The sequence below is a fragment of the Nitrosopumilus sp. b2 genome (assembly GCF_014078535.1).
GTDB classification, from domain to species: domain Archaea; phylum Thermoproteota; class Nitrososphaeria; order Nitrososphaerales; family Nitrosopumilaceae; genus Nitrosopumilus; species Nitrosopumilus piranensis.
This window is the reverse complement of sequence record NZ_MU078705.1, coordinates 77,840-101,797: the sequence shown is the minus strand read 5'-3', so window position 1 is coordinate 101,797 and position 23,958 is coordinate 77,840. Positions and strand designations below refer to the sequence as shown.

The following is a 23,958-nucleotide window of genomic DNA, read 5'->3' as shown; positions in this document are numbered from 1 at the left end:
CCATATCATATTCCTGTAATGTCCTTGCCACAGTGAGGACATTTCTTGTTTTCTGTTTCACGTCTTCTCCTCAATTCCTCTGTAAATGCAGAGGCCATGATACCTGTAGGAATTGCATAAACTGCTATTCCAAGAATTGCAACACCTGCACCAATTATTTTTCCAGCCAAAGTGATTGGGTATACATCACCATAGCCAATGGTAGTCAAGGTGATCACTCCCCACCACATAGAAGTAGGAATACTAGAGAATACTTCAGGCTGAGCCTGATGTTCTGCATGATACATCAAGCTAGAAGCAAAAATCAAGACAATGAACAAGATAAAGAATGCTACAGCCAAATCACCTGCTTTTGACTTGAATACTTCACCCAATGTTTGCATTGGTTCAGAATATCTTGCAAGTTTGAATAATCTGAATAATCTCAACAACCTGATGATTCTGATGAATCTTACATCTGTGACAATAAATGGCAAGAAGAATGGCAAAATTGCAGCTAAATCAACTAACATCATGGGAGAAAAAACTAATCGTAGTAATGCAAATTTTTTATTCTGATATTTTGGATTGAGTTTGCAAACAATTAGTCGTCCAGCATATTCTCCTGTAAAAACAATGATAGAAAAGACTTCAAAGGGGGTAAAGAAATAACCATATTCATCTAAAACAGATTCCTCAGTTTCAATAATCACTACAAGTACATTTACGGAAATTAAAGATATAATGAAAATCTGAAACCCCTTGGCTAATTTGTCATTAGTAGTACCTTCAAGAATTTCATAAGTTCTTTGAAGTATACTGCTAACCACTATACTTCACTACATCCACCGTTTCTTTTTGAAATATGCAATCATGGTAATAGAGATAATTCCCATCGCACCAAGCATTACAAAGTAACTTCCTTCCCATGCCAGTTCTGGTACATATGAAAAATTAGTACCATAAATTCCAGCTATGAATGTAATTGGAATGAATATGGACGCAATAATTGTAAGAGTCTTCATGACTTCATTCATTCTATTACTTACGCTAGACAGATATGTGTCAAGCATACCCCCAATCACATCACGTAACCCTTCAATAGAATCAGTTACTTGGATCACATGATTGTAAACATCACGAAGATAGGTTTTAGTATTTTCAGAAATGAAAATCGTATCTTCACGTATTAAAGAATCTACAATCTCTCTAGCAGGCCAGATTGATTTTCTTAGTGCTATCATTCTGCGCTTTAATGTTTGAATGGTCTGCATAGTTTCAGCAGTAGGGTTTTTCATTAATTCTTCCTCTATGTCTTCAGTGATGTCACCGACTTGTTCTATTACCAAAAAATAGCTGTCAACAATTGCATCAATTATCGCATATGCCAGATAATCACTCTTGAGTTTTCTAATAGATCCTGATTTGTCTTGCAATCGCTTACGAATTTGATCAAAGAAATCATCAGGAGTTTCTTGAAATGTCACAAGGTGATTTTCAGATATAATGATTGAGACTTGTTCTAATTCTAGCTTTCCAGTTTCATTGCTGTAATGAGGCATTTTTAGCATCACCAAAATATGATTATCAGATACTTCAATTGATGGCCTTAATTCAGTGTTCATTATGTTTGATTGGTGGAGTGGATGAAGATCAAAACTATCTCCAAATGTTTTTATGATTTTTGGGTCATGAATTCCAATAATATCAATCCAAGAAACATTTTGTTTGTTTTTAGACTCTAAACATTGCTCAATAGAAGCATTTTGTACTTGATTGATGTTTTCAGCATCATATTCAATTAGGTTGATTGTAACATGATCTACCTTTTTTTCTCCTACATGAATTAAGGCTCCAGGGCGTTGACCGATTGTATCAGATAGGGTAGTTTTTTGAGTTTTAGTCATGTTCATAATTCGTTTAATCCCAGTGATGTCTTGCAATCCAATGTCTTTTGTGAGTTCTTTTACTTTTGATGTCTTACTTGCAATTCCTACAATGATGAATCCTGCAATTATTGAAAAAATAATGCTAACAAACAGCGGGGTGAAATCACCAACAAGTGCAGACTCGTAGATTGCTGCGACATCTGTTTGGGAACCAGGGGTTACCACTAAACCAATAATTGCATCAAGTAAGAAGAAGAGAAATGAGATAGAAGCGCCAATAATTATTGCAGTAATTGTAGTAATTTTTGGTGGAACTTCAATGTCTTTTTCATCTTTGTATGGCGAGAGATATTTTTTGTATCTAATTATTACTAGTGCAATAACTGTAATGATGATTGTGGAGATTATCCACCAAGCAACAAATAAGACTCCTTCTTGAGAATTTATTTTTTCTACACCATATATGAGATCCTGAACGTTGCCGGTAAGAGGCAATGAAAGTAGAGATGTTGCAATTCCAATTACAATTTGATACAAAAATGCAAAAGTAAAGCCGTAAATGAGTCGATTAACAATTATTCCAAATTTATCTTTCAATGGTTATTCCCTTCCTAGTTACCATATTTGCCATATGAATGGAGATAGGTCTATTTTTTCCAATGTACCCAATTCTCATTTTTCACTGCATTTGTAAAGAATTGAGGTCAATAACGCAGAACGCTCAACGATGCTATCATGAATTATGTATTCTTTGGCAGAGCGGTATTTGTGCCCAAGTGGACCAAATCCATCAAGTGCTGGAAGTCTGGAAGGTACATTACTAATATCAGAGGACATTATTTGTTGATGTCTCTTTATTTTGATTTCATGCTTTTTAGCTAAATCTTCTACCATCTCATAGAATTTTTTGTCAGACTTTTCTTCAATTACGGGTGGTCGAGTTTGTATTTGGTTAATTTCAGCTTCAAGTTTTATTTGTCCAGTTTCACGTTTTTTCATAATGGAACGTATTTTTGAATCAAGTGTAGCTCCTAGTTGACTAGTTTTGTAGCTGCATATCAATGAAAGTGATGCATAGTTAGGAGTATGACCATGCGTTCCTTGTGCCACAACCGAGGTGGTTCTTATGCGATAATCTTTTTCATCTTTTGATAGTTTTTCAATTGCAGAAATTTTTTTGCCTAACATTGGGATTATACCATGCACATCATCAGCCGTTTCATTTGAAGTAAAACGGATTTGGTAATCGGTTCTCCCATAACACGTTGTAATTATTCCACCATCTTTGCTGGCAGATTTTAATCCCAAGATATACTTTGATTTTTTAGAATATTGTTGAACTAGTTTTTTGCTAAATTTACCACCAAGACTGTCATCAGTTGTAAGCAATACAGCACATTTTACTTTACGAAGGCGTTTTGCAAAGCGTAGTGCATGTAATGCACCCAACATTACGGTTAGGCCGCCCTTGCTTTCAGCAATTCCTGAGCCATGTATTCTATCACCATCTTCATAGTACGATATCAAGTCATTAGGGCCGTAATGAGTATCTAAATGGGAAATGATCAAGACGTCACTTTTTTGGTCATTATGATTCTTAAAAAAACGAATATCTCCAATGTCGGTCTGATTATGGATGTGTTCGCTGAATCCTAAATGTTTAAGTCGCTTAGAAAGTATGCTTCCTAGTTTATTTACATGCTCAATATTATACACATGAGTATTCAGATTGACAAAATCCCTAAGTGTCTCCTTAAAACTGTGTAAATGACTTCTAAGATATGTACGTGCTATTACACGCAAGGGTTGAGTCATGTCAGGATCATCATCTAGCACCTGATGCAATGAACCAAAGTATCGCATTACTGCCACATCAAGAATTTTGTTAATCATTGATTCATAAGTATATCCAGCAGTCTTTGCAGCATAATACAGAGATCCTCCCACTCCCAAACTTGCCATGGAGTTTAACTCTAGAATGTAGAGATTCTCATCTTTATCCATTCTAAAATCAACTCTGCTGTAATCATTTAGTCCCAAAGAAGTGAATGCGTTGATACACATCTGTTTCATCTCTTCTGTTTTTTCTTTTGAGAGATTTGCAGGGCACGTTTTATCAACACCTCCCTTTTTCTTTTTGTCAGTTATGGTTTGGATTTGATCAGGGTTGTCTAGATTAATTTCAACTATGGGTAAAACCTCAATGTTTGGATTATTACCAATTAACCCAACGGCAAACTCTCGTCCAGAAATAAATTGTTCAACCAAAATGTCTTGTTGAAATTTTTCAATTTGTACTTTAACTGCAGCCCGAAGATCATCCCAATTATCAACAACTTCCATACCCATCGAAGTTGATTCCAATTTTGGTTTTACAATTACAGGAAAAACTAAATCATCAAATGTATCTTCAGGTGTTTTGAATACCCAAAATCCAGGGGTAGGGATATTATTTTTTTGCAGAACAATTTTTGTCATGACTTTGTCTTGAACAATTGCATGACCTGCAGGACCAGATCCAATGTATGGAATTCCAAGCATTTCCATCATCGCAGGAACATGTGTGTACCTGTTCTGACCTTGAATTCCATATGCCATGTTAAACACCATACCAGGAGTGTCCCCTGCAACTACTTTTGGCATAAATTCACGAAGCTCATCTGCCAAGTGAATATCTCCTTCAATGACCTTAACTGTATGACCGCCTTTTTCTAAAGCCCGTGCAACTCTTTCAACTGCTTTTTGACTATAGTGCTCTTTTGTAGTCATTCCAAAGACGTTGATAACATCTTGTGGATCAATTTTTGATTGATTGTAAATTAGTGATACTTTCATTATTTTTCTCGGAGATTATCATATTTATACAAGTGTCAGACCTGTGAAGATTTTTTCTGCGTCCAAATCTGATCATTTATTCCATGACATTTACAGTCAGGAGATTTGCCCTTACAGTTTTTTTGGTGTAAGGTTGCATCGCATTTGTTACAGTTTGGATCTCTCCAGCTTGCTTGGTTTCCACAATTAGGACATCGCATGTATTGACTAAGAACAAGGTGTATAAAAGAGAAAATGATTTTGAGTTGATTTTAAAATCAAACATCTAGTTGATTTCATTCTTAATCAGGTCAATTTATTTTCCAGTTAACAAGGACATATTTTTTTGATTTTACTTAAAATTTTAAAAAATACCCATAAACTGCATTAGTTGAGCCTGCAGTAATTGAGATTATTTTCCTAAAGTACTGTCTTGTGATGAGTCTTTTTGAATTTTTTTCTCGATATCATCAGTTTCTTTTTCTATCTTCTTTTCAATGCTATCAGTTTCCTCTTCTATCTTCTTTTCAAGATTTTTTTGATTCTTTTCTATTTTTTCAACATGTGTTTTTATTTTTTCATCAATCTGATCTTCAATTTGCTCTTCTAGTTTTTCTTCTATGGTAGGAATTAGTTTGCGTTTAATCAAGAATAATGTTCTAAGTATTACTTCAATTGCTACAATAATGATTACAAATTCAATTATTCTTGAGAGCAGTATTGGCAATCCGGATAATTTTGATTCTATTTCCTCAATTGAGAAAAAGTTTGATGTGTCAGTATAAAATGCGGCGCTGGTAAGGAATATACCCAACAATGCAAATGGAAGTAATTTTCCAACATCTTTAGCAAGATCTTCTTTGTAATAGGATGTGATTCGTGTGGCGCCAATTATGGAAATTGAAACAAGTACGACCACATCAATTGGCATGTCTTTTGCAAGGATAAACATGAAAAATGAGTAAACCAAAAACCAGACAAAAATAATTAAAGGAAATAAAAAGACATGTGCTGCAGCATATGCAGCTATTCTTGTAACAGATAATTTTCCATCTGTACCATATTTGTCATAGTCAATTGGAATAATCTCACGTCGTGAGATGAATCTATAAAAGTGCCAGACAAATACAGCATAAACTGCCATACTAAGCATATACAAAGCTAGATCATACACACTTGAACCAGCAGCTAGATTTTTGGTAATTTGTTCAACATAGTCTTCAGGGGATTCTAGAGATAAAGTAAAATTTCCATAAAAATTTTCAATTTCAGTTTGAGAAACACTTTGTGCAAATGCATAATTTGTAGAAAGGAAGAACAAAAGGAGAAAAATAAAAAAGAATTTCATAAGTATTGAAGTTCCTCTTGCTTTTTGTATGTTCTTAAATTATTCATGCCTATAACACCAAATCATTTCATCTACTCAAAAGTTTAGCCATCAAAAATTTTGTGACATAAAATACATTCACGTTTATTTTTTAATCCAGGCATCTTTACTGATGCAGAGTGCTTACACGATTCTTGTTTTACTGTTCTGTATGACAAAGAGTTTTTCCTTTTTTGCTAAAATACAGTCATTTTAGAGTATTAATTGAGATATCATCAAACAGTTCTTCGGCATGTTTGATTATTTTTTTGTCATCTGCATCAGGTTCTGCTGCAATTAACACCAAGTTTTCACCTATTGGAACACTAATGATTAGTAATTTTGATCGTCTTGATGCAATATAGTCTATTGGGCCCAAAAGATCATCTAGTTCTTGTCTCATGTTAAAATCAAGCTGCATCTGCATATACAGCATCCTTAATCGTTCTTCAGTCAATAATGCAGTAACTCCTTTTTTGAATCCCCCTGCAACAAGATGTCCAAGCTCATTGATCACTCCAACATGTCTAGTTTTTTCATCTTTTGAAAGTTCAGTACATGCCAAATCAAGTTTTTGGATATCTTTTGTAGATAACATCTTCATCATCTTCTAATCAAAAGGTCCATATCATTCCTTGGTATTCTACCCAATTCTTAGAACATTGAGGACAGTGTCCGACAGTATCAGATTGAGACCAAAAGATGAAACTACCATTTGATTCACAATAAGGACATTCCACGCCAATAAAGCTGTTATCGTTATTGTATAAATGATTTTTTTTCTTTTGAACATGTTTTTTAGAGATAGTTTTGAATTTTGAAGTTTGTTTCATGATAAGTGATTAGTAAATGTGTTTATCAATTAGATACAAATTGATAAAGATTTGTTCAAAGAGAACCAGTTGATTTCATTCTGAAGATAGTCAGCTGTGAAGATAAGAAACAAGAGACATTCACCATTTGCCCCTTCATTTTGAGATTAAAATCGTAATTCCTTTTTAGAATAGGCATCTTTTAGAATCAGAATAAACTCTTCAATAGTGCATTTTCTAATGGATTCTGGAATGTCATTGACATCTAGTTTTTCAATCTTCTTGGCTTTTCTTTTTACTATAAATTTGACAGGTCCAGGCAAGTCATCATCATATCGGGAATTGATAAAATTAACTATCTCGTGAATCGTGTCTTTATCCATGAAAATACAAATTTAATTTGTCCATATAACACATACATTACTCTTTTAGTTTGCTTTCTCTAAATACGTCTGAGCCATACCAGGAGTATCTGAAATAGTCAAGACACCATTCATGAAACATCGGATCATCAGAATAAAACATCTCGCTAATATCAGACTCTCCATCCAAAGTAGGAAACATCAAACATGCCTCTTTCTCATTTAGTACCACAACAGTCTGGACATTTTTTTCCATCTTCCTTTCAATTAATCCTTTTTCCATAAGCTCGTAAAAGCCCAATTTTTTTAGTAATGCCTTTCTGCCTTTTGGTACAACAGCGGACTCTGAGAAAACATAGTTGAACTTTATTCCTTTTTTGACTTTTTTTACTAGTGGTTCAATCAAGTCTAGTGGGACCTCAGATAAAATCTCATAGATGTATTCATCAGAATTTTTGTAGATTTGTTTCCACTGTTCTAAAACTTTTGAAACGCCTTTAACATACTGGGAGTTTGTTAGTTGTCCGCAACGCATTTGGAACTTGTGTGGAACATCACCAAGGGTATGCTCTTCAAAATATTTCCTGTTTTGAGATAAAAATACAAGTGAAGGTACCTGTGTGCATATTGTTTGCCCAAATGTAGTAAGTGTATATTTTCCATTAACCTTCTTTTTTATCAGACCCGATTTTTCTAGACGAAGAAAATTTCTGTGAACTTCTTGTTTTGTTGCATCAATCTCTTTTGCAAATGCAGTAGGAGTCAGTTCTTTGTTTAGCAAACTGATCAAAATATTTAATCTCTGAGAACTTGCAAGCTCTAACACATAATCTGCAGTTTCATCAATAAGATCTGCCATCATGGCTAGTCCTCAATACAAAATAAAAATGATTCCAGTTTACTCTATTACCTTGATCAGTTCTTTGAGTTTTCTTCTAGATTTTGGGGATTTTTTCTTGTCAGGATACCCAATACACAAGATAGATGAAGGTCTGAGATCAGTGCCCAAAATTTTCTTTACTTTTTCCTCATCAAACATGCCTATCCAAATTGTACTCAACCCAACCCCAGATGCTGCAAGTAATGAAAATGCTGCAGCAATAGTTGCATCTTGTAGGGAGAATTTTTCCAAAATATCAGGCGGAAATTTCAGATTTACTCTAGAAGGGTCTGTACAAAACACCAAAACGACAGGAGCATTTACGTATGGTTGCTTGTTTGCAGCCTCAACTAGTGCTTCTTTGGCAGACTTGTTTTTAACAAGAAACACCTGAAATCCTTGAAAATTACCAGCAGTTGGTGCAACATCAGCTGCAGATAAAATCTTGTCAATCTTCCAGTCCTCCACTTTTGTCTTATCAAATTTTCTAGTGGAACGTCTAGTTGCAAATACTCTAAACAAGTCAGTAGGGGAAAGATCTTGTCTGAGTTTTTCAGGTTCAGAGGACAATATTGCCTGAATCAATGACTGCTTTGATGTCTTTTTAGGAGCATCCTCTTTTTGTTTTGAATCATCTCGAATCCAGACAGAAGGATAGAATTCTTTAGTTCCAATGTAAACATATTGTGGTTCATGTGGAACTTTGGCAAATTCTAAAACCTGTTCTTGAATTTCAGAGGTATTGGCTTCAAGTAAATCATGATTGGTTAAGCTAAACTGGGTAACATCAGAGTTTATTCGAATAAAGCTGGTTTGGTCTTCTAGCTCAACTTCGCCAGTTTTATTTTGTTTTAATATCTCAACTAGTTTGGCGAGTTCTTCTTTGTTTAATATGACAACATCAGCATCATCTTCATCCACGCCCTGCCACACTAATCGGCATCCATCCTTTGAAGTGTAAGATGGTTCTACTGTACGAAATTTCATAGCTTTTTTCTGTGTTAGTTATTATAAAAAAGAAGTGTGTTGCTAGCCTAAGATTCCGCTAGCAACAAGATAGGCTCCTGCACCCATACCCATTACTGCACCAATACCCATGCAGATAAGATCGAATTTTACGATCTTTCTAAATGGAGCATGAACCATTTTATCCCAGTTTGAGATTTGCTGTGTTTTCATAATTGTGATTTGTACTAGTTGAAGATAGAGTATCGTAAGCTAATTAGCTGACCAAGGTATATGATCAAAGACAACGTATCCATACTATGCAAGAACAATACTACCCTAGACAAGTACAAACCTGTGATTCTTTTCACAGGGTTCTTGCTGTATCAAAGGAGGATTATCATGTTTCAAAATAAGCAAAAATCACAATCTATACCACGCCACAAAAAAACTTACTATGGATTCATTGTACTAGCAGTGGTTTCAGTAGTAGTTTTTTCGCTGATATTATAGGAGGAATGTAAAATGAGAGTAGATTGTTGTAGAAAATGTGGGAAGGTACAGACTATAAAGCAAAAATGTTCTGTTTGTGCAAATCCAATAAAGTTTGGTTGTGAAAAATGCAAGGTAGAGACTGATGAGCAAATTCACATGAAATGCAGATTAGCAGATATGAATTATAGACCAATATTTTCAGAGGTAGCATAATGGATTTGGGGCAAAAAAAGAATCTTCATTTTATAACATCAGATTTTAATACCATATTAAACAAAGAAATCAAATGAATTACGAAAATCTGTGTCAAAATATAATTGATTTTGATTCAAAAATAAGGTTTTGCGGTATCACAAATACAAAAAGCGAAATTGTTGCAAGCATTAATAGAGATTCAGAAGACAAAATGCTAAAAGACGACGAGATACAGATGTCAATTCATTATACTTTGGATAGATGGTCAAAGGCTACAAATCTTTCATATAGAATTGGAAATGAAAAATCAGCTACAATAGAATATGACAAAGTAACACTGATTACTATTCCAATTAGTGGAAGCGAGTTGTTGTTGATAAGCACAGAACCCAATGCAGAGTACGCGAAAATAATTGAGTATGCAACAAAGCAACTAAAAGAATAATCGTTATTGCTAAATGAAAACTAGAAACCATTTAAGTAGTTTCAAAATAGATCTATAGATAATGAAGAGCATCCTAATTCTTTCATCATTGCTAGTGATGTTTGTAATATCTCCAGCCTTTGCAGAAAATTATGAGGTAGACATTGTATCAGGTGCATATCAAAAAGAATGTCAGTTAGGAAACAAATGTTTAGAACCTCACACAATTACCATCATAGTAGAAGATAGCATAACTTGGATTAACAAAGACATATTTTCACATCAAATAGTTACCATTCAATCTGAAGACGATGAAAGAGTAGCAGGAAATTTTGATACTGGTCACATACCACCAGGTGAAAAGGGGTCATTTACTTTCAGACTAAATGGAATATATCAATATCATGATCCAGAATATCCACACATTATTGGAACAGTTATTGTCAAAACAGGTCACACACAACCTGATTTTGATTGGACATTAGAATCAATATTATTTTCAAACATTGAAGGAAAAAACACAGCACCTACAACAAAACAACCACTATACATTACAAACAAGGTAGCAAATATTGGAGAAGGCAATCCTCCTGAAACAAATTTTGGTTTATCAATTTACAAAGGACCGGAGCTTGCATTTCAAGGATTTGAAAAATTGTCAGTAGGTCCTAAACAAAGTGATTATGCAACATACACATGGACTCCAAAAGAACCCGGAAAATACACATTCATATTCACATCAGATAGTTCCGATTACACTCTAGAAACAATCATGCAAAACAATATCGATTACAGAGAATTTTTCATATATGATGGCATAGCACCTCCAGCAATCCAAGAAAGATATGGTGTTTCTTTTGATATGATAACCTGTGAAAAAGGATTAGAGTTGGCAAAAAAGAAAACAACCGGTTCCCCAATATGTGCAAGTTCTACTACAATATCCAAATTGTTAGAAAGAGGCTTTTTGACGAATTAGATAATTAAAAAATCATTTTTTATCATTAAGTGATTTTACATAAGGTGGAAATGAATCATCAAGTAAAACCTCATTTCTAGAATAGTCAACATCGACTGCAATTATTATTGGTTTATCTGTAATTAATTTTGCTTCTTTCAAAACTTTTGAGAAATCCTGAGTAGATTTTACTTGAAATCCTTTGGCCCCAAAACTTTCTGCTATCTGAACAAAATTTGGGTTGCCAAATTCAGTAAAGACACTTTTACCAAATTCATGTTTTTGTTTAATAGAGATCAAATTGTAATCATTATCTACCCAAACAATAACAATTATTGGTAGTTTCAGTCGTACTGCAGTCTCTATTTCTTGTACATTCATTAAAAATCCACCATCTCCAGTCATTGCAACAATTGATTTTTTTGGAAAAACTAACTTTGCAGATATAGCGCCAGGTAGTGCAAATCCCATAGATGCAAAGCCATTAGGAATGATGCAAGTATTTGGTTCAAATGTTTGATAAATTTTTGCAATCCACAATTTGTGAGTTCCAACATCAGAAATCACAACATCATCAGGGTCAAGAGATTCACGTACACTAAAAATCAATTTTTCTGGTTTGATTGGATATGAATCATCATCATTGAAAGTGTTAATTCTCTCAATTACTTCTGCACGGATCTTTTTGAAAATTTCAGGACCGTTTTTGCGTGGGAAAGATGCAAGTGAAGGGTTTTCTAATTGCAATTTTTCAATTTCTTCTAAAATAGAATCCATGGCAGAGCCAATATCAGAATCAATTTCAACATCAGGTCGATAAAATGTATAAACCTCAGAGGGAGTAAAATCAATATGAATAATTTGCTTGTTTAGATCAGAGTTCCACATCTTTGGAGAGTATTCAACCAAATCATATCCTACTGAAATGATTACATCAGCCTCTAACACTGCTTTCAAAGCATGATCTGCATCTTTAATTCCAATTGTCTGAAGATGGGTCTCACAATCATCAGGAATAACTCCTTTTCCCATGAATGTGTTAATTGAAAAAATTTTTGTTTGCTCTACAAATTTTCTAATTTGTGCACTTTCATCTTCTCTAGCACATCCATTTCCTACAAACAAAAGAGGTTTTTTCGCATTCAAGATCATTGTTGCTGCTTTTTTTATTTGGTCATGGTTTGCCTTTGGTCTAAAAATATTCTGAAATCCAATTGGAGGGATATCTGACTTTCGCTTTGCAATATCTTGTGGAAGTTCAATGTGAGTTGCCCCAGGTTTTTCAGTAAGTGCAATCTTAAAGGCTCTTCGTACAATTTCTGGAATATTTTTTGCGTTTCGTATAGACCAGCTCCATTTTGTAATAGGTTCAAACATTTTTACAACATTGAGATTTTGATGAGATTCTTTATGCAAAAGATGAGAGTCAGTTTGGCCCGTAATTGCTAGTAATCTGGATCTATCCATATTCGCATTTGCAACACCTGTCACAAGATTAGTGGCACCAGGTCCAAGTGTAGCAAGGCAAACACCAACTCTGCCCGTCAATCTACCATATACATCTGCCATAAATGCAGCACCTTGTTCATGCCTAGTTAGAATGAATTTAATTTTTGATTTGGAGAGGGACATCATCAAATCAGCATTCTCTTCACCAGGAATTCCAAAGATGTATTCAACTCCCTCAGATTCCAGACACTTAACTAATAGATCAGAGGCCTTCATGTCAAATCATATTTTTGAATCTCAACATTTTAAGACAACTAGGAAGATTTACATCAAAGTAATTTTGGATAGAAGAATCATTAGAAATACTATGAAAATGTTTGAATAATTTTGTAAAATCAGGAATCACACATTAATTTTATTGTCAGTGTTAAAAAACATTCAGGCATCTAATTAATCGGTGTTGAATACATCATACAGAATTCCAATCATTAAATAGAATTAACAGCATACATATCATATGACAATAAAAATTAAAAAAATTTTAATTCCATATGATGCCACACCTAGCAGTGAAAAAGCTGTAAAAAAGATATTTCCATTAATTGACAAAGACTGCTCTAAAATCATATTCTTAACATGTATACATGACAAAGCAACATTTGGATTTTTTAAAACAAAATCCGATAGAAAAGAGATGGAGCAAGAAAAGGAAAAAAATAAGAAATATCATGAACGTCTAAAAAAAGAAGCCGACAAATTAGGAATACAAGCCAGTTCTAAAATTATAAAAAGTGATCTTGAATCAAAATCAATTATAGAATTTGCAAAGGATCAAAATGTGGATCTTATTGTAATGAGTAAATCAAAGATAGGAACTCATGCTGAAAGATTGTATTACAACAGTACAGTTGATGCAGTCTTTAAGAAGGCTCCATGTCCATTTTTGTATATCCCTTAGAATTTTATAAAATTATAATTTCTCACATGGGCCACCAATTTTTCTCCAACTTTTTCCACCCTCACGTCTACACTGAGTTTTGGTTATCTTCCTATACAAAACCCCTTTACAGTTTTCTTCTCGATAACACGTACCCAAGGTCCTAGTAGTACTTTTTTTTCCTAAATTGGAAGGTTTCTGGGTTTTTGCAGTAATTCTACCCATAGAAAGAGTGGGTTTTTTTTTAACAACACCTTTGCGCTTTGAAATTAGGGGTTTTTTGATTTTTGGAACCTTTGGTTTTCTAATCACAGGTTTACGAATAGACATAATTGAATTTAGTTGAAATAGTATTAAACCAATTCTAATGTGGTTAATTATTTTGTAGTTTCATTAATTCTAAAGTTTTAATATTTTTTACAAATACCGATTAGTTTTGATTCTAAAACATTCAAACTTATTAAAGAAAAGATGTACAAAAATTTATGGTAAGAGTTGATGAATGTTTCAAATGTGGAGCAAAAGAAAAAGATTCCAAATTAATTTTTAGGGCAAATGAACCTGTATTATGTGAAGAGTGCTACAAAAAGTCCGAAAAGTAATAATTCTCACATATTTTACAATATAATCTAAAATCAAAATAAAAAAATAAAAAAGTTATTTGGTTTGTGAAGCTCTCTTTAGAGCTTTTTGATAATCTGCCTTCTTTTTGCGTGCAGATTTTTCAGCAGTTCTCAATGCCTTTTTCATGCTTTTGACTTTGTTGTTTGATTTTTGAAGTTCTCTTTTTCTTTTGTTTGCTACTTGTTGTGCTCTTCTTTTTGCCTTACTAACAGCACTCTTTGCTTTTCTAACAGTTTTCTTGGCTTTTGTAGTTCTTTTCTTTACTTTTGTAGCAACTCTTCTTGCAGTCTTTTTGGCTTTGCGAACTGGTTTTTTTACTCCTCGTTTTACCTTTCTAGCGATAGAACGTTTTTTTGCTGCCATTAACTCAAAAATAAAATTGCCAGTAATTAATAACATTATCAGAAATTTTTAATGAAAACTCAACAAATACAACCATAATTTTGATCTATTTTTTAAAAGCGATCATAAAAAACAAATTCCAAAAAAACCACATCATCAAAAATACTATAAGGGATAATTGTACAATAGCATGTTATGATGAGTAAACCACCAAAACCATCATCATCTGAAGAGATTTGTCCTATGTGCAAGCGTGAAAAAAACAGGCACACGCGAGAAGAGATGCTTGCATGTTCTAGAAAATTACAAGAATTTAACAAAAAACCCACAGGAGGTGCAGGCATAGAGTAATTTTAAAAAAATTTATCTCAAAACAAATTTTTTTGTCAAGAACCTATTTCAAATAAGAAATTTACAAAAATTCATTGACTCAGATAGAGCACAGCAAAGAAAAGTTGGAAGATTATGAGAATCTACAAAAAGAGTACAAGCAACTTTTAGAAGAGTATGAATATATCAAATCAAAAAATTCTGAGGATTCCAAACTCCAAGAAAAAATTAAAGAATTAACTACAAAGCAAAAAGCGATCCAAGAGCTCTCTTCAAAATTATCCTAGTCTTAAGACTAGATCAAGAATACTGTTTTGCACACTTCACAAATTGCTTGAGAAGTTTCTTTGTCAATCACTAGTGAAATTCCGGAAGAATGACATTTTGAACATAAACCTTTCATGGAAAGGTATCTTAAACTATAGAAAATTTGAAATTTCTGGTTGAAAGTTATTATATTCAAGTCAAGGGTTTTTTAGATTGACAGTTAACTATATTTTCAAAGAATAAGGTGGCATGATAAGAGAGTTTTTTGAGTTTATTTGGGAATTAGTTTCAGGAAATTAATTTATATTTTTTTAATGAAAAATTGGTTGAAAGAATTAGAGTTTTAATTATTTTCAATAGACCAAGAGTTACATTAAAGACGATGTTTTTGAGGTAGTGGTGCGAAGATACAAACCTACAATTTCATACAGGTTAAGAGAGATTCCAATAAAGCAGATCAGAGTATGGAAAGAGGCTCAGGCACGAAAACTCGATAGAGAAAACATTGCAGAGTTAGCAAAATCCATTAAAAATGAGGGATTGTTGAATCCACCTCTAGTTCAAAAAGAAAGTAAAAACACATTCTTGCTAATGTCAGGGCAAAGAAGACTTGCTGCAATGAAGAGGTTAGGTGCAAAGAAAATTCCAGTTCACGTTCTCACAAAACAAACATCGTATGATCTTGAGAATGCAAAAGCAGCATCAGTAGTTGAAAATATCCATAGAAAGGATATGAATCACAAAGAGATTGCAGATTCTTGTAAATTTTTAGCTGAACATGTAGGAAAATCAGCTGCTGCAAAATCAATGGGCATGTCAATTCCCACACTTAACAAATACTTGGGATTTGCAGGAGTTCCAGACAAATTAAAGGCACTTGTTCCACAATTAGTTTCACGAGACGAAATGACAAAACTTTACCAGATAACCCCAAACATAAAAAAAGCTGAAAAAATTGCAGGGCAAATTTCAAAACTAGATCCAAGTTTACGAAGAAGATACATCCAAGCATTATCCCAATCACCAAAATCATCTCATCAAAAATTGCTAAAGCGTGCAAGAACTATGCGAATCAAACAAAAATTATCAATTAAACTATCAAAGACAAACGCAAAAAAGCTTGCATCACAATCAAATAAAAAAGAACTTTCATCTGACGAATTTGCAGGAAAAATAATTTCAGATTATCTAAAACGTAGAAGAAATAGATGATTAGGTCAAAATTATTTCAATCCCACTTCTTCTTTCATTTTTGAAAAAGATTTTCCTTCACCATGTCGTAGAGATTTTGGTTTCATTTTAGATTCAGGATGTTTGTGAATTTCAATTTCAGATCCTTCTGCTTTAAACCCAATTTTTTCATGTGCACCGTCACAACTAGGCTGGGTTTGAGATCCGCCACATCTACACAAGGTAACAGTTGTTTTTTTATCTACCACTACTAGTAGAGGACCGTTTTCCTCTGCTTTGATTGTAACATTTGCCATAAACTATATTGTAAATGACTTCTCTTAAACATTACATGTAGTTTAGAAAATATTATTTCAACAAATGTCAATGTGTTTTATGATTTATTTTCAAGTATATTTTTTAGAATACCCATTAAGATATACATCTAACATGTAAAATCTCAAGCTTAATTTAACAACAATAGCTTAATTGTATTTTTTTGTTTTTTTGAAAAAAAAATATAGTTGGAATCAGAAGTAAAACGAGAAGAATGGAAATCAACTAGTGGTTTCATTTTAGCATGTATTGGATCAGCAGTAGGAGTGGCAAACATATGGAGATTTCCTTACATCGTGGGAGAAAATGGGGGAGGAGCATTTCTTGTTCCTTTTTTGATAGTAGTTGTAGGGCTAGGTGTAATTCTCATGATGTTGGAATTTTCAGTTGGAAAATATTTTCAATCATCAATTGTTAATAGTCTTAAAAGAATTAGAACAAAGTTAAAGTGGTTTGGTGTTCTAATTGCTTCAGTTTCGCTTGTAATACTAAGCTATTATTTGGTAATCATTGGTTGGATTGGATTTTATCTATCAAGTTTTTTGGTTTCAAACGTACTTGGTTTTGAAGATTTAGCCCAGACATATTTTTCATTAATCTCTTTTGTAGTAGTGACATTAATCGTAGTGTCCATTGTCAATAAAGGTGTAATTCACGGAATCGAGAAATTTAATAAAATTGCAGTAGTTTTTTTGATTGCCATACTAATTCCTTTTACAATTTATGCAATAACACTTCCAAATGCAATGGAAGGCATTACGTATTTTTTGAGGCCAGATTTTTCATCTTTGGTCAATCCTGAGATCTGGACTACAGCCTTAGGGCAGGCTTTCTTTTCACTGTCATTAGGTTCAGGAGCAATGCTGACATATGGCAGCTATTTGGGCAAAAGGCAGTTCTTACTTAAACCCACATCAACCATAATTGTAACAAATACAGGAGTGTCCATTTTGGCAGGAATTATAATATTTTCTCTAGTATTTTCAAACGCCCAAAGTCCTTCACAAGGATTACCATTAGTATTTAATATTCTACCAGAAATTTTTTCAAATATTGATTACGGAATGCAAATTGGCGCAATATTTTTTTCACTACTGTTTGTTGCAGGAATTACATCAGCAATAGGTTTGTTCCAAGTTCCAATGGCATCAGTTCAAGAATCATTTAGAATATCAAGGAGAAAAGCTGCATTTTTTGTGTTGGTATTGGTACTGATGTTTGGAATTCCATCTGCCTTGAGTTATTCACCAATATCACTTGAATTTCAAGAAGAAAAATTTCTAGATCTTTTAGATAAGATCTTTGGAACATATGGCATTACAATTGCAGAATTGGTGTTTGTAATTTCAGTAGCGTGGTTTATGAAAAAGAAAAGAATTTTAGAAAATTTAAACAAAAATTCAAGATATAATTTTCCAGATTGGACTATTCATGTGTTAAAATTTGTTGCACCAATGTTAATAATACTTACAGTTGTATCATCAATTTTATCTGAAAATTTTTAAGGTTTCTAATCATTAAATTTTAATTTCTATGAAAAACTTTCCTTTGAGTGTTTTATAGAAACTCTAGACATTATGGGTGCAAGAATTGTAGTAATAAATCCAACAGCAACTATTATTGAAAACATTGTCTCATCGATAATGCCTGCCTCTAACCCAATAACTGCGATAACAAGTTCAACCATTCCTCTACTATTCATAAGATAACCAATGACTTTGCTTTTTTGTGTTGAAAAGCCAACAATTTTTGCTCCAAGAAATCCTCCGCCTACCTTTCCAGCAATAGCTACTGCCAACAGCATCAAAAATAATGGAATTGAGCCGGACAAAGACTGAGCATGTAATTCTGTTCCTATGAATGCAAAAAATATTGGCGAGAAAAATCCAAATGTAATTTTACTATATACATCATTAATGGTTTCAAAATGTTCTTTGCCAATGATTTTTCTATATATTATCAAACCTGCAAAAAATGTTCCAATAATAAAATGAAGTCCTGCCATTTCAGCTAAAAGGGAAATACCAAATGTCACAATCAGCAATATTGCAAAGCCAGATTCTCTTGTCTTTAATTTTGAGAAAATAGGAATCAGTTTTCTAGGAACCTGGCGGCTAAATCTATTTAGCAAATAATCAACCAAAAATATGCCACCTACAAATGCAGCTATTTTTGCAGTAGATAGTGCAACTTTCATCATATCCAAAGATTCTTCAGGACTAGCACTGTCAGTTCCATTAACTGCCATTTGTAGAATTATTGCCAAGATAACTAGGGATAAAATATCATTGATGATGCCTGCAGTCATCACAGTGGTACCAAGTTTACTTTTCAATAGCTTAAATTCCATCAATACTACTGCACTTACGGGTACTGCAGTAATTGCCAGAGTCAGCGAAACAAACATTGATGTAATCATTGGTTGTCCTAATGCATCCATCAAACCATATGTTGCCAAAAATGGAATGCTAAAAGCAAGTAGAGATAAAACAATACCACGTTTTCCTGCCTTTTTGATTTCTTCTGGATGCAATTCCAAACCAGCTAAAAACATCAAGAAAAATACTGCAAGATCAATGAACACTAGAAAAGAGTCATCGATATGAACAATTCCAAGCAATGTCGGTCCAATTATAACTCCCGCTAAAAGATGGCCAACCATTGCAGGTAATTTAATTCGTTTAAAAACTTCTCCAAGAATAATTGCAGACACTAACAACACAAGAATATTAAATACAAATTCCTCAGACATGGGTTAAGTAATTTCCATCCATACAAATCTCTATCTAATTTTTAATTTGTACCAAACAATATCAAATATGTTTGACATTACCACAAGTTAAAACAAAATCTTGAATGTACCCAAAAAATGAAAAAATCATTGGATTGTGATTGTACCTTGCATCCAAGGATGCACTATACAAAAGTAGTCATACTCAAATGCAAGATCCAGTTGAACTGAATATGTTTTTCCAGGCATGATTAATCCACTATCAAATATTCCATCGGGACCTTCACTAGGATTTCCAGATGTTACAGTGTGTGGAATAGAGTCATGATTAGTCCATATTACTTCTCCTCCAGAATTCATTGTCGCATGTATAGGTAAGTAGCATGTGTCTGACTCTTCACAACCAGGAACGCCTGTATCTTGAGGAATACTAACCATTTCCAATAGTTTTCCTTCAGTTTGTTTGACAACTACAGGAACTTCAGGCATAGTATCTTCAATAATATCTCCGGTATTATCTACAAATTCAGATACTGAATTAGATTCTTCAATTATCTCTTCAGCGACATCTGGAATTTCAGAAATAACATCTTCAGTATTTTTTAAAGCATTAGATGTGACATCTTGCATGGAATTTGGAATGTCTTGTATCTCATTGGTGGTTCTATCAATAATAGCCTGACCTTGTGGTTGAATAGAGCCATCATTTGTGGCACTTACACTTCCCACAACACCAAGAAGTACTGCAGTTATAGCAACGGACATAATAATTCCAAATTTGTCGTTTTGGTTTTTCATTACTTACTTTTTGAATCGATTGTATATCATACTAGGTAAACACGAATTATGAAAATAAGCTTCAATTATCACATTTGAGAACAGATTACAAAATATAGTTTATCGTTTTGGGAATTTGCTTATTTTTTTAGATTTTTTCCAATAAAAATCAAAATAATCAATACACCAATCTAGGAACATAGTTCCATCGCCATAAAACATGTGTCGTAGATCAGGTTCCCCATCAGAAGTAGGGAAAACAATTCCAGCTTCATTTTCATTTAAAATTAAAACAGTTTTAGTTTTAGAAAGCTCCTTTCTCTCAATTTTTCCTTTCTGGATAAAATCATAATATCCCAATTTCTGTAAATTCGAAGTCCGGTCTTCAGGCTCATCTAGATCTTTACTGACTATATGTCGGTATTTTACACCATTTTTTATTCTTTTTAACAGAATTTCATCCATGCCAAGAGGCATTTCATTGGTAATATCATAAACAAATTCTTTAGAATTTTTGTAAATGCTTTTCCACTTGTTTAAAACATTTGTAACACCTTTGATGTGTTCACAATTTTCAAGTACCCCAAGTCTTCGACTAAATTTGATTGGCAATACGCCCACATCATGACTGGCAAAATACTTTTGATTCTTTGTTATAAAAAACATCAATGGCATTTGACTCAACATCAGCTGTCCAATTGTGGTAATATGAAAATGCTCATCAACACCTTTCTTTACAAATCCTGAATTTGATAATCGCTCAAGATTTCTATGGATTTCTTGAGAGGTAACATTAATTTTTTTAGCTAAAACTGATACTCGTAAGGGATGGGTGCTAAGATGTGAAAGAATCTTTAGTCGTTGTTCACTTGCTAATTCTAAAAAATTTGCAGATACAACTTCATATTTATCCATAATTACAGGAGTAGTTTGTGTATCCTTATTAAATATATTTTATAATACATTTCAAAATATTTTGAAAAATTATTTTTCAACGTGATTTTCATTTACGTGTTTTTTGACGATTTTTAGAAAAACGTTTTGAATATTCTTGAATAAGCATTAATGGAAATGGGGTAAATTCTATTGCTTCAAAATATAGTTTTAATTGTGAATCAGACAACGAATTAAGATATTTTTTAACATTTTCTTCAGTTTTGAGGTAATCATGATGAGGATCTAAAAGTTTTCTCATTAAAACAACTACAGCATATTTAGTTATAACAAATTATAAGCTTCAAATAATAATTTCAGCTATTTATTTTATTAAAATTCTCAAATTTTTTATTTTTTGCTTGAATTGTGTTAAGTTTTTTTGGATATATTTGGATCATCTCTTCGCTAAGTTTATGATTAGGTATGATAACTCGTATACCCTCATCAGATATCGCAGTAATTTTTGTTAAATGTAATCTTGTAATTTTACATTTAACATAATCAAATTCTATTGTATCACCTACATTGATTTGACTATTCAAAAATATGCTAATACCTGAAACAGTATTTTTTAATTGATTTTGTAATGCTATTCCAATAACTACAGCTACGGCACCAATTGAGGTAATCAATTCTAATGCAATATCAAATAATCCAAAGTGTATACCTAGATAAAGTATCTCACCCAAGGTAATAAAAATAAGAATTAACCCCAACAGCTTATCTGAGCCTTGAAGGTCCTGTAATTTTTGATTGATTATTTGTCTTGTAAAAAAATACAAGATACCAGTTACGACTAGAGATAATCCAGCAAAAAGTATTTCAGACAAATCTACCGAATCAAATCCTCTTCATAAAATTCTGCAATACTATCTTTGATTATAATTTCTGAATTCTTTTTGAATCTAAATAATTCAGTATAGTTGGCACCAATCATGCTCAAATTCAATGATGCGCCATCACCTAATGCAACATAATGATGAGGTGTAAAACTATCTGTGCGTTTCCATCGCCCTCCCAACTTACATGTATCAAAAAGTTTTTGTTTTTTGACATTTTTTTCATGTAAAAGACTGGACTTCTCAGAATGAAGCAATTTTTCCATAGTCTTATTCCAAAGTTAAGTGATATAGTAATTCATAAGCTAGTATGTTTAAAATCATTTTTTGAGCTTATGGCATAATTGTCTCAATCATTCGTTTATCAAGATAATTGTATGAAGTCTCATTTTGGGCTATCTTTTTTTACATTTTTTGCACAGTACATCTACTATTTGGACATCCATATCTATTTCCCCAACTGTTTTTTTGCAGTTTGAACATTTTATTACTTTTTTGTCATACAGATTCATTTGTAATTGTTCTAGAATACGAAAATACATAAAAACTCCTAAGCTTTGAAGCTTATAATTAAAAAAATATTTTAAATCTTAATAAAATTAATTGTTTTTGTACAATGTAAGCAATTAATTTTTTAACAATTTTTCAAATATCATTATGGCACTATTTGCAATCACATCACAATTTTCATTTGGTTCAATTGAGATCATCACAACATAACCAAATATAGGAATTGATATCATATCAATTTTTGTTCTATGGCTAACAATGTATCTTAATGGACCAACATTATTATCAAAATCTTTTTCAAATAAAATACCCAAAACAGATTTTATGTATAGGGAACGTGATTTTTCATCAGATATAGGTAATTCAAGTTCTCTTTGTTTTTTGTCAAATATAAGATTGCCCATATTATCGAGAATGCCCACATATCTTACTGAATTGTTTGCAAGTAAAACATCACATGCATGATCTAATGATTTAGGGATAATCTGTGTAGACATTAATATTTTTTTGTGATTTAAATTCATATACGCATCTAAGCTGCACTTGTTAATTTCAGCTGATTTTGATATTAGAACTAAAGTAATTCTGGAGCTAAATTAATGCATGACAAAATTGAAACAACTACAAAAAATGGTTGACGAGAAAGGTGAGCTAATGGTAATGTCAGACACTGGTGAAAAATTTGAACTTCACAAACATAATGTCAAGTTTGATGAATCATCAGATCTTGTAGAAATTGATGGTGGAACAAAGAAATTTTGGCTAATCCCATCAAAGATTGCATACTATTGGACTCACGACAAAGCCCGAGAAGAATAGTTTGGGTTTTGGTCAACGAAGATAATAAACAATCATCCAAAACTTTTCCTTTATTTTAAACAGTTTTTTGATAATATTTCATCTAACACAACAAATCATCTAATTTTCCACGTTTAACCATATCCAGCACAAATGATTCTATCTTAGTGATACCACATCTAGGAAATTGTTTTGCAATATCTTTGTGATTTTTTATTACTATAGAATCCTCAAAAATGTATACGCTTAACTTGGAATCATCAAACGTCATGATAGAATTAATGGTGGCGCATCATATAGTGTAATAACACTTCGTACGTTATCTAGAGGACGTATGCTAGATAAGACAAAATTTTTGACATCGTCAGAGTCCATCTCGGTTTTTACAATACAATCATATGCGCCAATTACAGGGATTGCTTCTTTGACACCAGGTAATTTTCTAATAGTTTCTGCCGTCTCTATATTTTTATTTACTGTGCAAGTAACTAGTAGAAAACAAACTCCCATGGGTGTTTTTGTTAAAAACTATTATTATTACTTCATAAGCTGATTTGTTTAATTTCAAATAATTTGTTGATAATTAGTTATAGATGATGATGATGTATTTTATGCTCAATGTCTAAAAATAAGGATTTAGAAGATTATGAAAGAAAACGACTAGAAAAATGGCAGATTGGAAGAAAACATTACCCATAGGATGTAAACAGGCGTTTTTAAAAATCAAAACAATAGCACTACAGAAAAAGATACAATTATTTTAAAAAAATATTTTCTAGTTTTATGATCTTAA

The 23,958-nt window shown here is 32.7% G+C and carries 31 protein-coding genes; 9 read left to right on the top strand and 22 right to left on the bottom strand.

Features of this window, described 5'->3' with window-relative positions; all coding sequences use genetic code 11:
- Window positions 1–5: 5 nt before the first annotated feature.
- The 9 genes from C6989_RS08330 to C6989_RS08290 form a co-directional block, all read right to left on the bottom strand.
- Entirely contained in the window at window positions 6–809 is an 804-nt protein-coding gene (locus C6989_RS08330) for an ion transporter (protein ID WP_148703188.1), read from the bottom strand.
- 9 nt (window positions 810–818) lie between these two features.
- Window positions 819–2,465, bottom strand: coding sequence for a magnesium/cobalt transporter CorA (corA, locus tag C6989_RS08325; RefSeq protein WP_148703187.1), 1,647 nt, complete (start codon window positions 2,463–2,465; stop codon window positions 819–821).
- Window positions 2,466–2,540: 75 nt separating this feature from the next.
- A complete protein-coding gene (locus C6989_RS08320; RefSeq protein ID WP_148703186.1) occupies window positions 2,541–4,703 on the bottom strand; it encodes a M20/M25/M40 family metallo-hydrolase in 2,163 nt (720 codons plus the stop codon).
- A 391-nt stretch (window positions 4,704–5,094) separates the two neighbouring features.
- Window positions 5,095–6,003, bottom strand: coding sequence for a hypothetical protein (locus C6989_RS08315; RefSeq protein WP_148703185.1), 909 nt, complete (start codon window positions 6,001–6,003; stop codon window positions 5,095–5,097).
- Between the two features lie 253 nt (window positions 6,004–6,256).
- A complete protein-coding gene (locus tag C6989_RS08310) occupies window positions 6,257–6,646 on the bottom strand; it encodes a DUF6659 family protein (RefSeq protein WP_255464678.1) in 390 nt (129 codons plus the stop codon).
- A 381-nt stretch (window positions 6,647–7,027) separates the two neighbouring features.
- Window positions 7,028–7,243, bottom strand: a complete 216-nt coding sequence (locus C6989_RS08305) for a hypothetical protein (RefSeq protein WP_182126893.1) — start codon at window positions 7,241–7,243, stop codon at window positions 7,028–7,030.
- 37 nt (window positions 7,244–7,280) lie between these two features.
- Window positions 7,281–8,081 (bottom strand): helix-turn-helix transcriptional regulator, encoded by an 801-nt coding sequence (locus C6989_RS08300; protein WP_148704139.1) that lies wholly within the window; start codon window positions 8,079–8,081, stop codon window positions 7,281–7,283.
- Window positions 8,082–8,120: 39 nt separating this feature from the next.
- A complete protein-coding gene (locus C6989_RS08295) occupies window positions 8,121–9,089 on the bottom strand; it encodes a nitroreductase family protein (protein ID WP_182126892.1) in 969 nt (322 codons plus the stop codon).
- Between the two features lie 42 nt (window positions 9,090–9,131).
- Window positions 9,132–9,281: a hypothetical protein gene (locus C6989_RS08290; protein WP_182126891.1), complete on the bottom strand. Its 150-nt coding sequence runs from the start codon at window positions 9,279–9,281 to the stop codon at window positions 9,132–9,134.
- 291 nt (window positions 9,282–9,572) lie between these two features.
- On the opposite strand from C6989_RS08290, the gene C6989_RS08285 reads away from it, so the two are divergent.
- From C6989_RS08285 to C6989_RS08275, 3 genes are all read left to right on the top strand, one after another.
- Window positions 9,573–9,755, top strand: a complete 183-nt coding sequence (locus C6989_RS08285) for a hypothetical protein (RefSeq protein WP_182126890.1) — start codon at window positions 9,573–9,575, stop codon at window positions 9,753–9,755.
- A gap of 73 nt (window positions 9,756–9,828) precedes the next feature.
- Entirely contained in the window at window positions 9,829–10,182 is a 354-nt protein-coding gene (locus tag C6989_RS08280; protein WP_148703180.1) for a hypothetical protein, read from the top strand.
- Window positions 10,183–10,243: 61 nt separating this feature from the next.
- A complete protein-coding gene (locus C6989_RS08275) occupies window positions 10,244–11,140 on the top strand; it encodes a CARDB domain-containing protein (protein ID WP_182126889.1) in 897 nt (298 codons plus the stop codon).
- 12 nt (window positions 11,141–11,152) lie between these two features.
- On the opposite strand, the gene C6989_RS08270 is transcribed toward C6989_RS08275, so the two are convergent.
- On the bottom strand, window positions 11,153–12,844 hold the full coding sequence (locus C6989_RS08270; RefSeq protein WP_182126888.1) for an acetolactate synthase large subunit: 1,692 nt from the start codon (window positions 12,842–12,844) through the stop codon (window positions 11,153–11,155).
- Between the two features lie 241 nt (window positions 12,845–13,085).
- On the opposite strand from C6989_RS08270, the gene C6989_RS08265 reads away from it, so the two are divergent.
- Window positions 13,086–13,526 (top strand): universal stress protein, encoded by a 441-nt coding sequence (locus C6989_RS08265; protein WP_148703177.1) that lies wholly within the window; start codon window positions 13,086–13,088, stop codon window positions 13,524–13,526.
- A gap of 12 nt (window positions 13,527–13,538) precedes the next feature.
- Here C6989_RS08265 and C6989_RS08260 read toward each other — a convergent pair whose 3' ends face one another.
- Window positions 13,539–13,835 (bottom strand): hypothetical protein, encoded by a 297-nt coding sequence (locus tag C6989_RS08260; protein WP_148703176.1) that lies wholly within the window; start codon window positions 13,833–13,835, stop codon window positions 13,539–13,541.
- Window positions 13,836–14,162: 327 nt separating this feature from the next.
- Window positions 14,163–14,492, bottom strand: a complete 330-nt coding sequence (locus C6989_RS08255; RefSeq protein WP_148703175.1) for a hypothetical protein — start codon at window positions 14,490–14,492, stop codon at window positions 14,163–14,165.
- 177 nt (window positions 14,493–14,669) lie between these two features.
- Between C6989_RS08255 and C6989_RS08250 the strand changes: the two genes are divergently transcribed.
- From C6989_RS08250 to C6989_RS08240, 3 genes are all read left to right on the top strand, one after another.
- Window positions 14,670–14,822: a hypothetical protein gene (locus C6989_RS08250; RefSeq protein ID WP_220462866.1), complete on the top strand. Its 153-nt coding sequence runs from the start codon at window positions 14,670–14,672 to the stop codon at window positions 14,820–14,822.
- Window positions 14,823–14,896: 74 nt separating this feature from the next.
- On the top strand, window positions 14,897–15,088 hold the full coding sequence (locus tag C6989_RS08245; protein ID WP_148703174.1) for a hypothetical protein: 192 nt from the start codon (window positions 14,897–14,899) through the stop codon (window positions 15,086–15,088).
- A 376-nt stretch (window positions 15,089–15,464) separates the two neighbouring features.
- The gene (locus C6989_RS08240) at window positions 15,465–16,280 is read left to right on the top strand and encodes a ParB/RepB/Spo0J family partition protein (protein ID WP_255464677.1); all 816 of its coding nucleotides are present in this window, start codon (window positions 15,465–15,467) and stop codon (window positions 16,278–16,280) included.
- Window positions 16,281–16,291: 11 nt separating this feature from the next.
- On the opposite strand, the gene C6989_RS08235 is transcribed toward C6989_RS08240, so the two are convergent.
- Window positions 16,292–16,555 (bottom strand): CDGSH iron-sulfur domain-containing protein, encoded by a 264-nt coding sequence (locus tag C6989_RS08235; RefSeq protein WP_148703172.1) that lies wholly within the window; start codon window positions 16,553–16,555, stop codon window positions 16,292–16,294.
- Window positions 16,556–16,762: 207 nt separating this feature from the next.
- On the opposite strand from C6989_RS08235, the gene C6989_RS08230 reads away from it, so the two are divergent.
- Window positions 16,763–18,079 (top strand): sodium-dependent transporter, encoded by a 1,317-nt coding sequence (locus C6989_RS08230; RefSeq protein ID WP_182126886.1) that lies wholly within the window; start codon window positions 16,763–16,765, stop codon window positions 18,077–18,079.
- A 26-nt stretch (window positions 18,080–18,105) separates the two neighbouring features.
- Here C6989_RS08230 and C6989_RS08225 read toward each other — a convergent pair whose 3' ends face one another.
- The 8 genes from C6989_RS08225 to C6989_RS08190 all read right to left on the bottom strand — a co-directional run bounded on the left by C6989_RS08225 (window position 18,106) and on the right by C6989_RS08190 (window position 22,864).
- Entirely contained in the window at window positions 18,106–19,326 is a 1,221-nt protein-coding gene (locus tag C6989_RS08225) for a cation:proton antiporter (protein ID WP_148703170.1), read from the bottom strand.
- A 126-nt stretch (window positions 19,327–19,452) separates the two neighbouring features.
- Window positions 19,453–20,070 (bottom strand): cupredoxin domain-containing protein, encoded by a 618-nt coding sequence (locus C6989_RS08220; protein WP_220462864.1) that lies wholly within the window; start codon window positions 20,068–20,070, stop codon window positions 19,453–19,455.
- A gap of 132 nt (window positions 20,071–20,202) precedes the next feature.
- On the bottom strand, window positions 20,203–20,997 hold the full coding sequence (locus C6989_RS08215; RefSeq protein WP_148703168.1) for a helix-turn-helix transcriptional regulator: 795 nt from the start codon (window positions 20,995–20,997) through the stop codon (window positions 20,203–20,205).
- Between the two features lie 88 nt (window positions 20,998–21,085).
- Window positions 21,086–21,277, bottom strand: a complete 192-nt coding sequence (locus tag C6989_RS08210) for a hypothetical protein (protein WP_148703167.1) — start codon at window positions 21,275–21,277, stop codon at window positions 21,086–21,088.
- Between the two features lie 55 nt (window positions 21,278–21,332).
- On the bottom strand, window positions 21,333–21,848 hold the full coding sequence (locus tag C6989_RS08205) for a mechanosensitive ion channel domain-containing protein (protein WP_182126884.1): 516 nt from the start codon (window positions 21,846–21,848) through the stop codon (window positions 21,333–21,335).
- 2 nt (window positions 21,849–21,850) lie between these two features.
- The gene (locus tag C6989_RS08200; protein ID WP_148703165.1) at window positions 21,851–22,123 is read right to left on the bottom strand and encodes a hypothetical protein; all 273 of its coding nucleotides are present in this window, start codon (window positions 22,121–22,123) and stop codon (window positions 21,851–21,853) included.
- A 129-nt stretch (window positions 22,124–22,252) separates the two neighbouring features.
- On the bottom strand, window positions 22,253–22,399 hold the full coding sequence (locus tag C6989_RS08195; RefSeq protein ID WP_182126883.1) for a hypothetical protein: 147 nt from the start codon (window positions 22,397–22,399) through the stop codon (window positions 22,253–22,255).
- Window positions 22,400–22,483: 84 nt separating this feature from the next.
- Window positions 22,484–22,864, bottom strand: a complete 381-nt coding sequence (locus tag C6989_RS08190) for a DUF6659 family protein (protein WP_148703163.1) — start codon at window positions 22,862–22,864, stop codon at window positions 22,484–22,486.
- Between the two features lie 106 nt (window positions 22,865–22,970).
- On the opposite strand from C6989_RS08190, the gene C6989_RS08185 reads away from it, so the two are divergent.
- Window positions 22,971–23,186, top strand: a complete 216-nt coding sequence (locus tag C6989_RS08185) for a hypothetical protein (protein WP_148703162.1) — start codon at window positions 22,971–22,973, stop codon at window positions 23,184–23,186.
- Window positions 23,187–23,432: 246 nt separating this feature from the next.
- Here the strand turns inward: C6989_RS08185 and C6989_RS08180 are convergent, their stop codons facing one another.
- Window positions 23,433–23,675 (bottom strand): Lrp/AsnC ligand binding domain-containing protein, encoded by a 243-nt coding sequence (locus tag C6989_RS08180; protein WP_148703161.1) that lies wholly within the window; start codon window positions 23,673–23,675, stop codon window positions 23,433–23,435.
- Window positions 23,676–23,958 lie beyond the last annotated feature (283 nt).

Bases quoted from the DNA above. Each gene is read 5' to 3' on its own strand.
- C6989_RS08320 (WP_148703186.1), bottom strand. From the start codon at position 4,703: ATGAAAGTATCACTAATTTACAATCAATCAAAAATTGATCCACAAGAT.
- C6989_RS08310 (WP_255464678.1), bottom strand. From the start codon at position 6,646: ATGTTATCTACAAAAGATATCCAAAAACTTGATTTGGCATGTACTGAA.
- C6989_RS08305 (WP_182126893.1), bottom strand. From the start codon at position 7,243: ATGGATAAAGACACGATTCACGAGATAGTTAATTTTATCAATTCCCGA.
- C6989_RS08300 (WP_148704139.1), bottom strand. From the start codon at position 8,081: ATGGCAGATCTTATTGATGAAACTGCAGATTATGTGTTAGAGCTTGCA.
- C6989_RS08295 (WP_182126892.1), bottom strand. From the start codon at position 9,089: ATGAAATTTCGTACAGTAGAACCATCTTACACTTCAAAGGATGGATGC.
- C6989_RS08290 (WP_182126891.1), bottom strand. From the start codon at position 9,281: ATGAAAACACAGCAAATCTCAAACTGGGATAAAATGGTTCATGCTCCA.
- C6989_RS08285 (WP_182126890.1), top strand. From the start codon at position 9,573: ATGAGAGTAGATTGTTGTAGAAAATGTGGGAAGGTACAGACTATAAAG.
- C6989_RS08280 (WP_148703180.1), top strand. From the start codon at position 9,829: ATGAATTACGAAAATCTGTGTCAAAATATAATTGATTTTGATTCAAAA.
- C6989_RS08275 (WP_182126889.1), top strand. From the start codon at position 10,244: ATGAAGAGCATCCTAATTCTTTCATCATTGCTAGTGATGTTTGTAATA.
- C6989_RS08270 (WP_182126888.1), bottom strand. From the start codon at position 12,844: ATGAAGGCCTCTGATCTATTAGTTAAGTGTCTGGAATCTGAGGGAGTT.
- C6989_RS08265 (WP_148703177.1), top strand. From the start codon at position 13,086: ATGACAATAAAAATTAAAAAAATTTTAATTCCATATGATGCCACACCT.
- C6989_RS08260 (WP_148703176.1), bottom strand. From the start codon at position 13,835: ATGTCTATTCGTAAACCTGTGATTAGAAAACCAAAGGTTCCAAAAATC.
- C6989_RS08255 (WP_148703175.1), bottom strand. From the start codon at position 14,492: ATGGCAGCAAAAAAACGTTCTATCGCTAGAAAGGTAAAACGAGGAGTA.
- C6989_RS08250 (WP_220462866.1), top strand. From the start codon at position 14,670: ATGAGTAAACCACCAAAACCATCATCATCTGAAGAGATTTGTCCTATG.
- C6989_RS08235 (WP_148703172.1), bottom strand. From the start codon at position 16,555: ATGGCAAATGTTACAATCAAAGCAGAGGAAAACGGTCCTCTACTAGTA.
- C6989_RS08225 (WP_148703170.1), bottom strand. From the start codon at position 19,326: ATGTCTGAGGAATTTGTATTTAATATTCTTGTGTTGTTAGTGTCTGCA.
- C6989_RS08220 (WP_220462864.1), bottom strand. From the start codon at position 20,070: ATGTCCGTTGCTATAACTGCAGTACTTCTTGGTGTTGTGGGAAGTGTA.
- C6989_RS08215 (WP_148703168.1), bottom strand. From the start codon at position 20,997: ATGGATAAATATGAAGTTGTATCTGCAAATTTTTTAGAATTAGCAAGT.
- C6989_RS08210 (WP_148703167.1), bottom strand. From the start codon at position 21,277: ATGAGAAAACTTTTAGATCCTCATCATGATTACCTCAAAACTGAAGAA.
- C6989_RS08200 (WP_148703165.1), bottom strand. From the start codon at position 22,123: ATGGAAAAATTGCTTCATTCTGAGAAGTCCAGTCTTTTACATGAAAAA.
- C6989_RS08195 (WP_182126883.1), bottom strand. From the start codon at position 22,399: ATGTATTTTCGTATTCTAGAACAATTACAAATGAATCTGTATGACAAA.
- C6989_RS08190 (WP_148703163.1), bottom strand. From the start codon at position 22,864: ATGTCTACACAGATTATCCCTAAATCATTAGATCATGCATGTGATGTT.
- C6989_RS08185 (WP_148703162.1), top strand. From the start codon at position 22,971: ATGACAAAATTGAAACAACTACAAAAAATGGTTGACGAGAAAGGTGAG.
- C6989_RS08180 (WP_148703161.1), bottom strand. From the start codon at position 23,675: ATGGGAGTTTGTTTTCTACTAGTTACTTGCACAGTAAATAAAAATATA.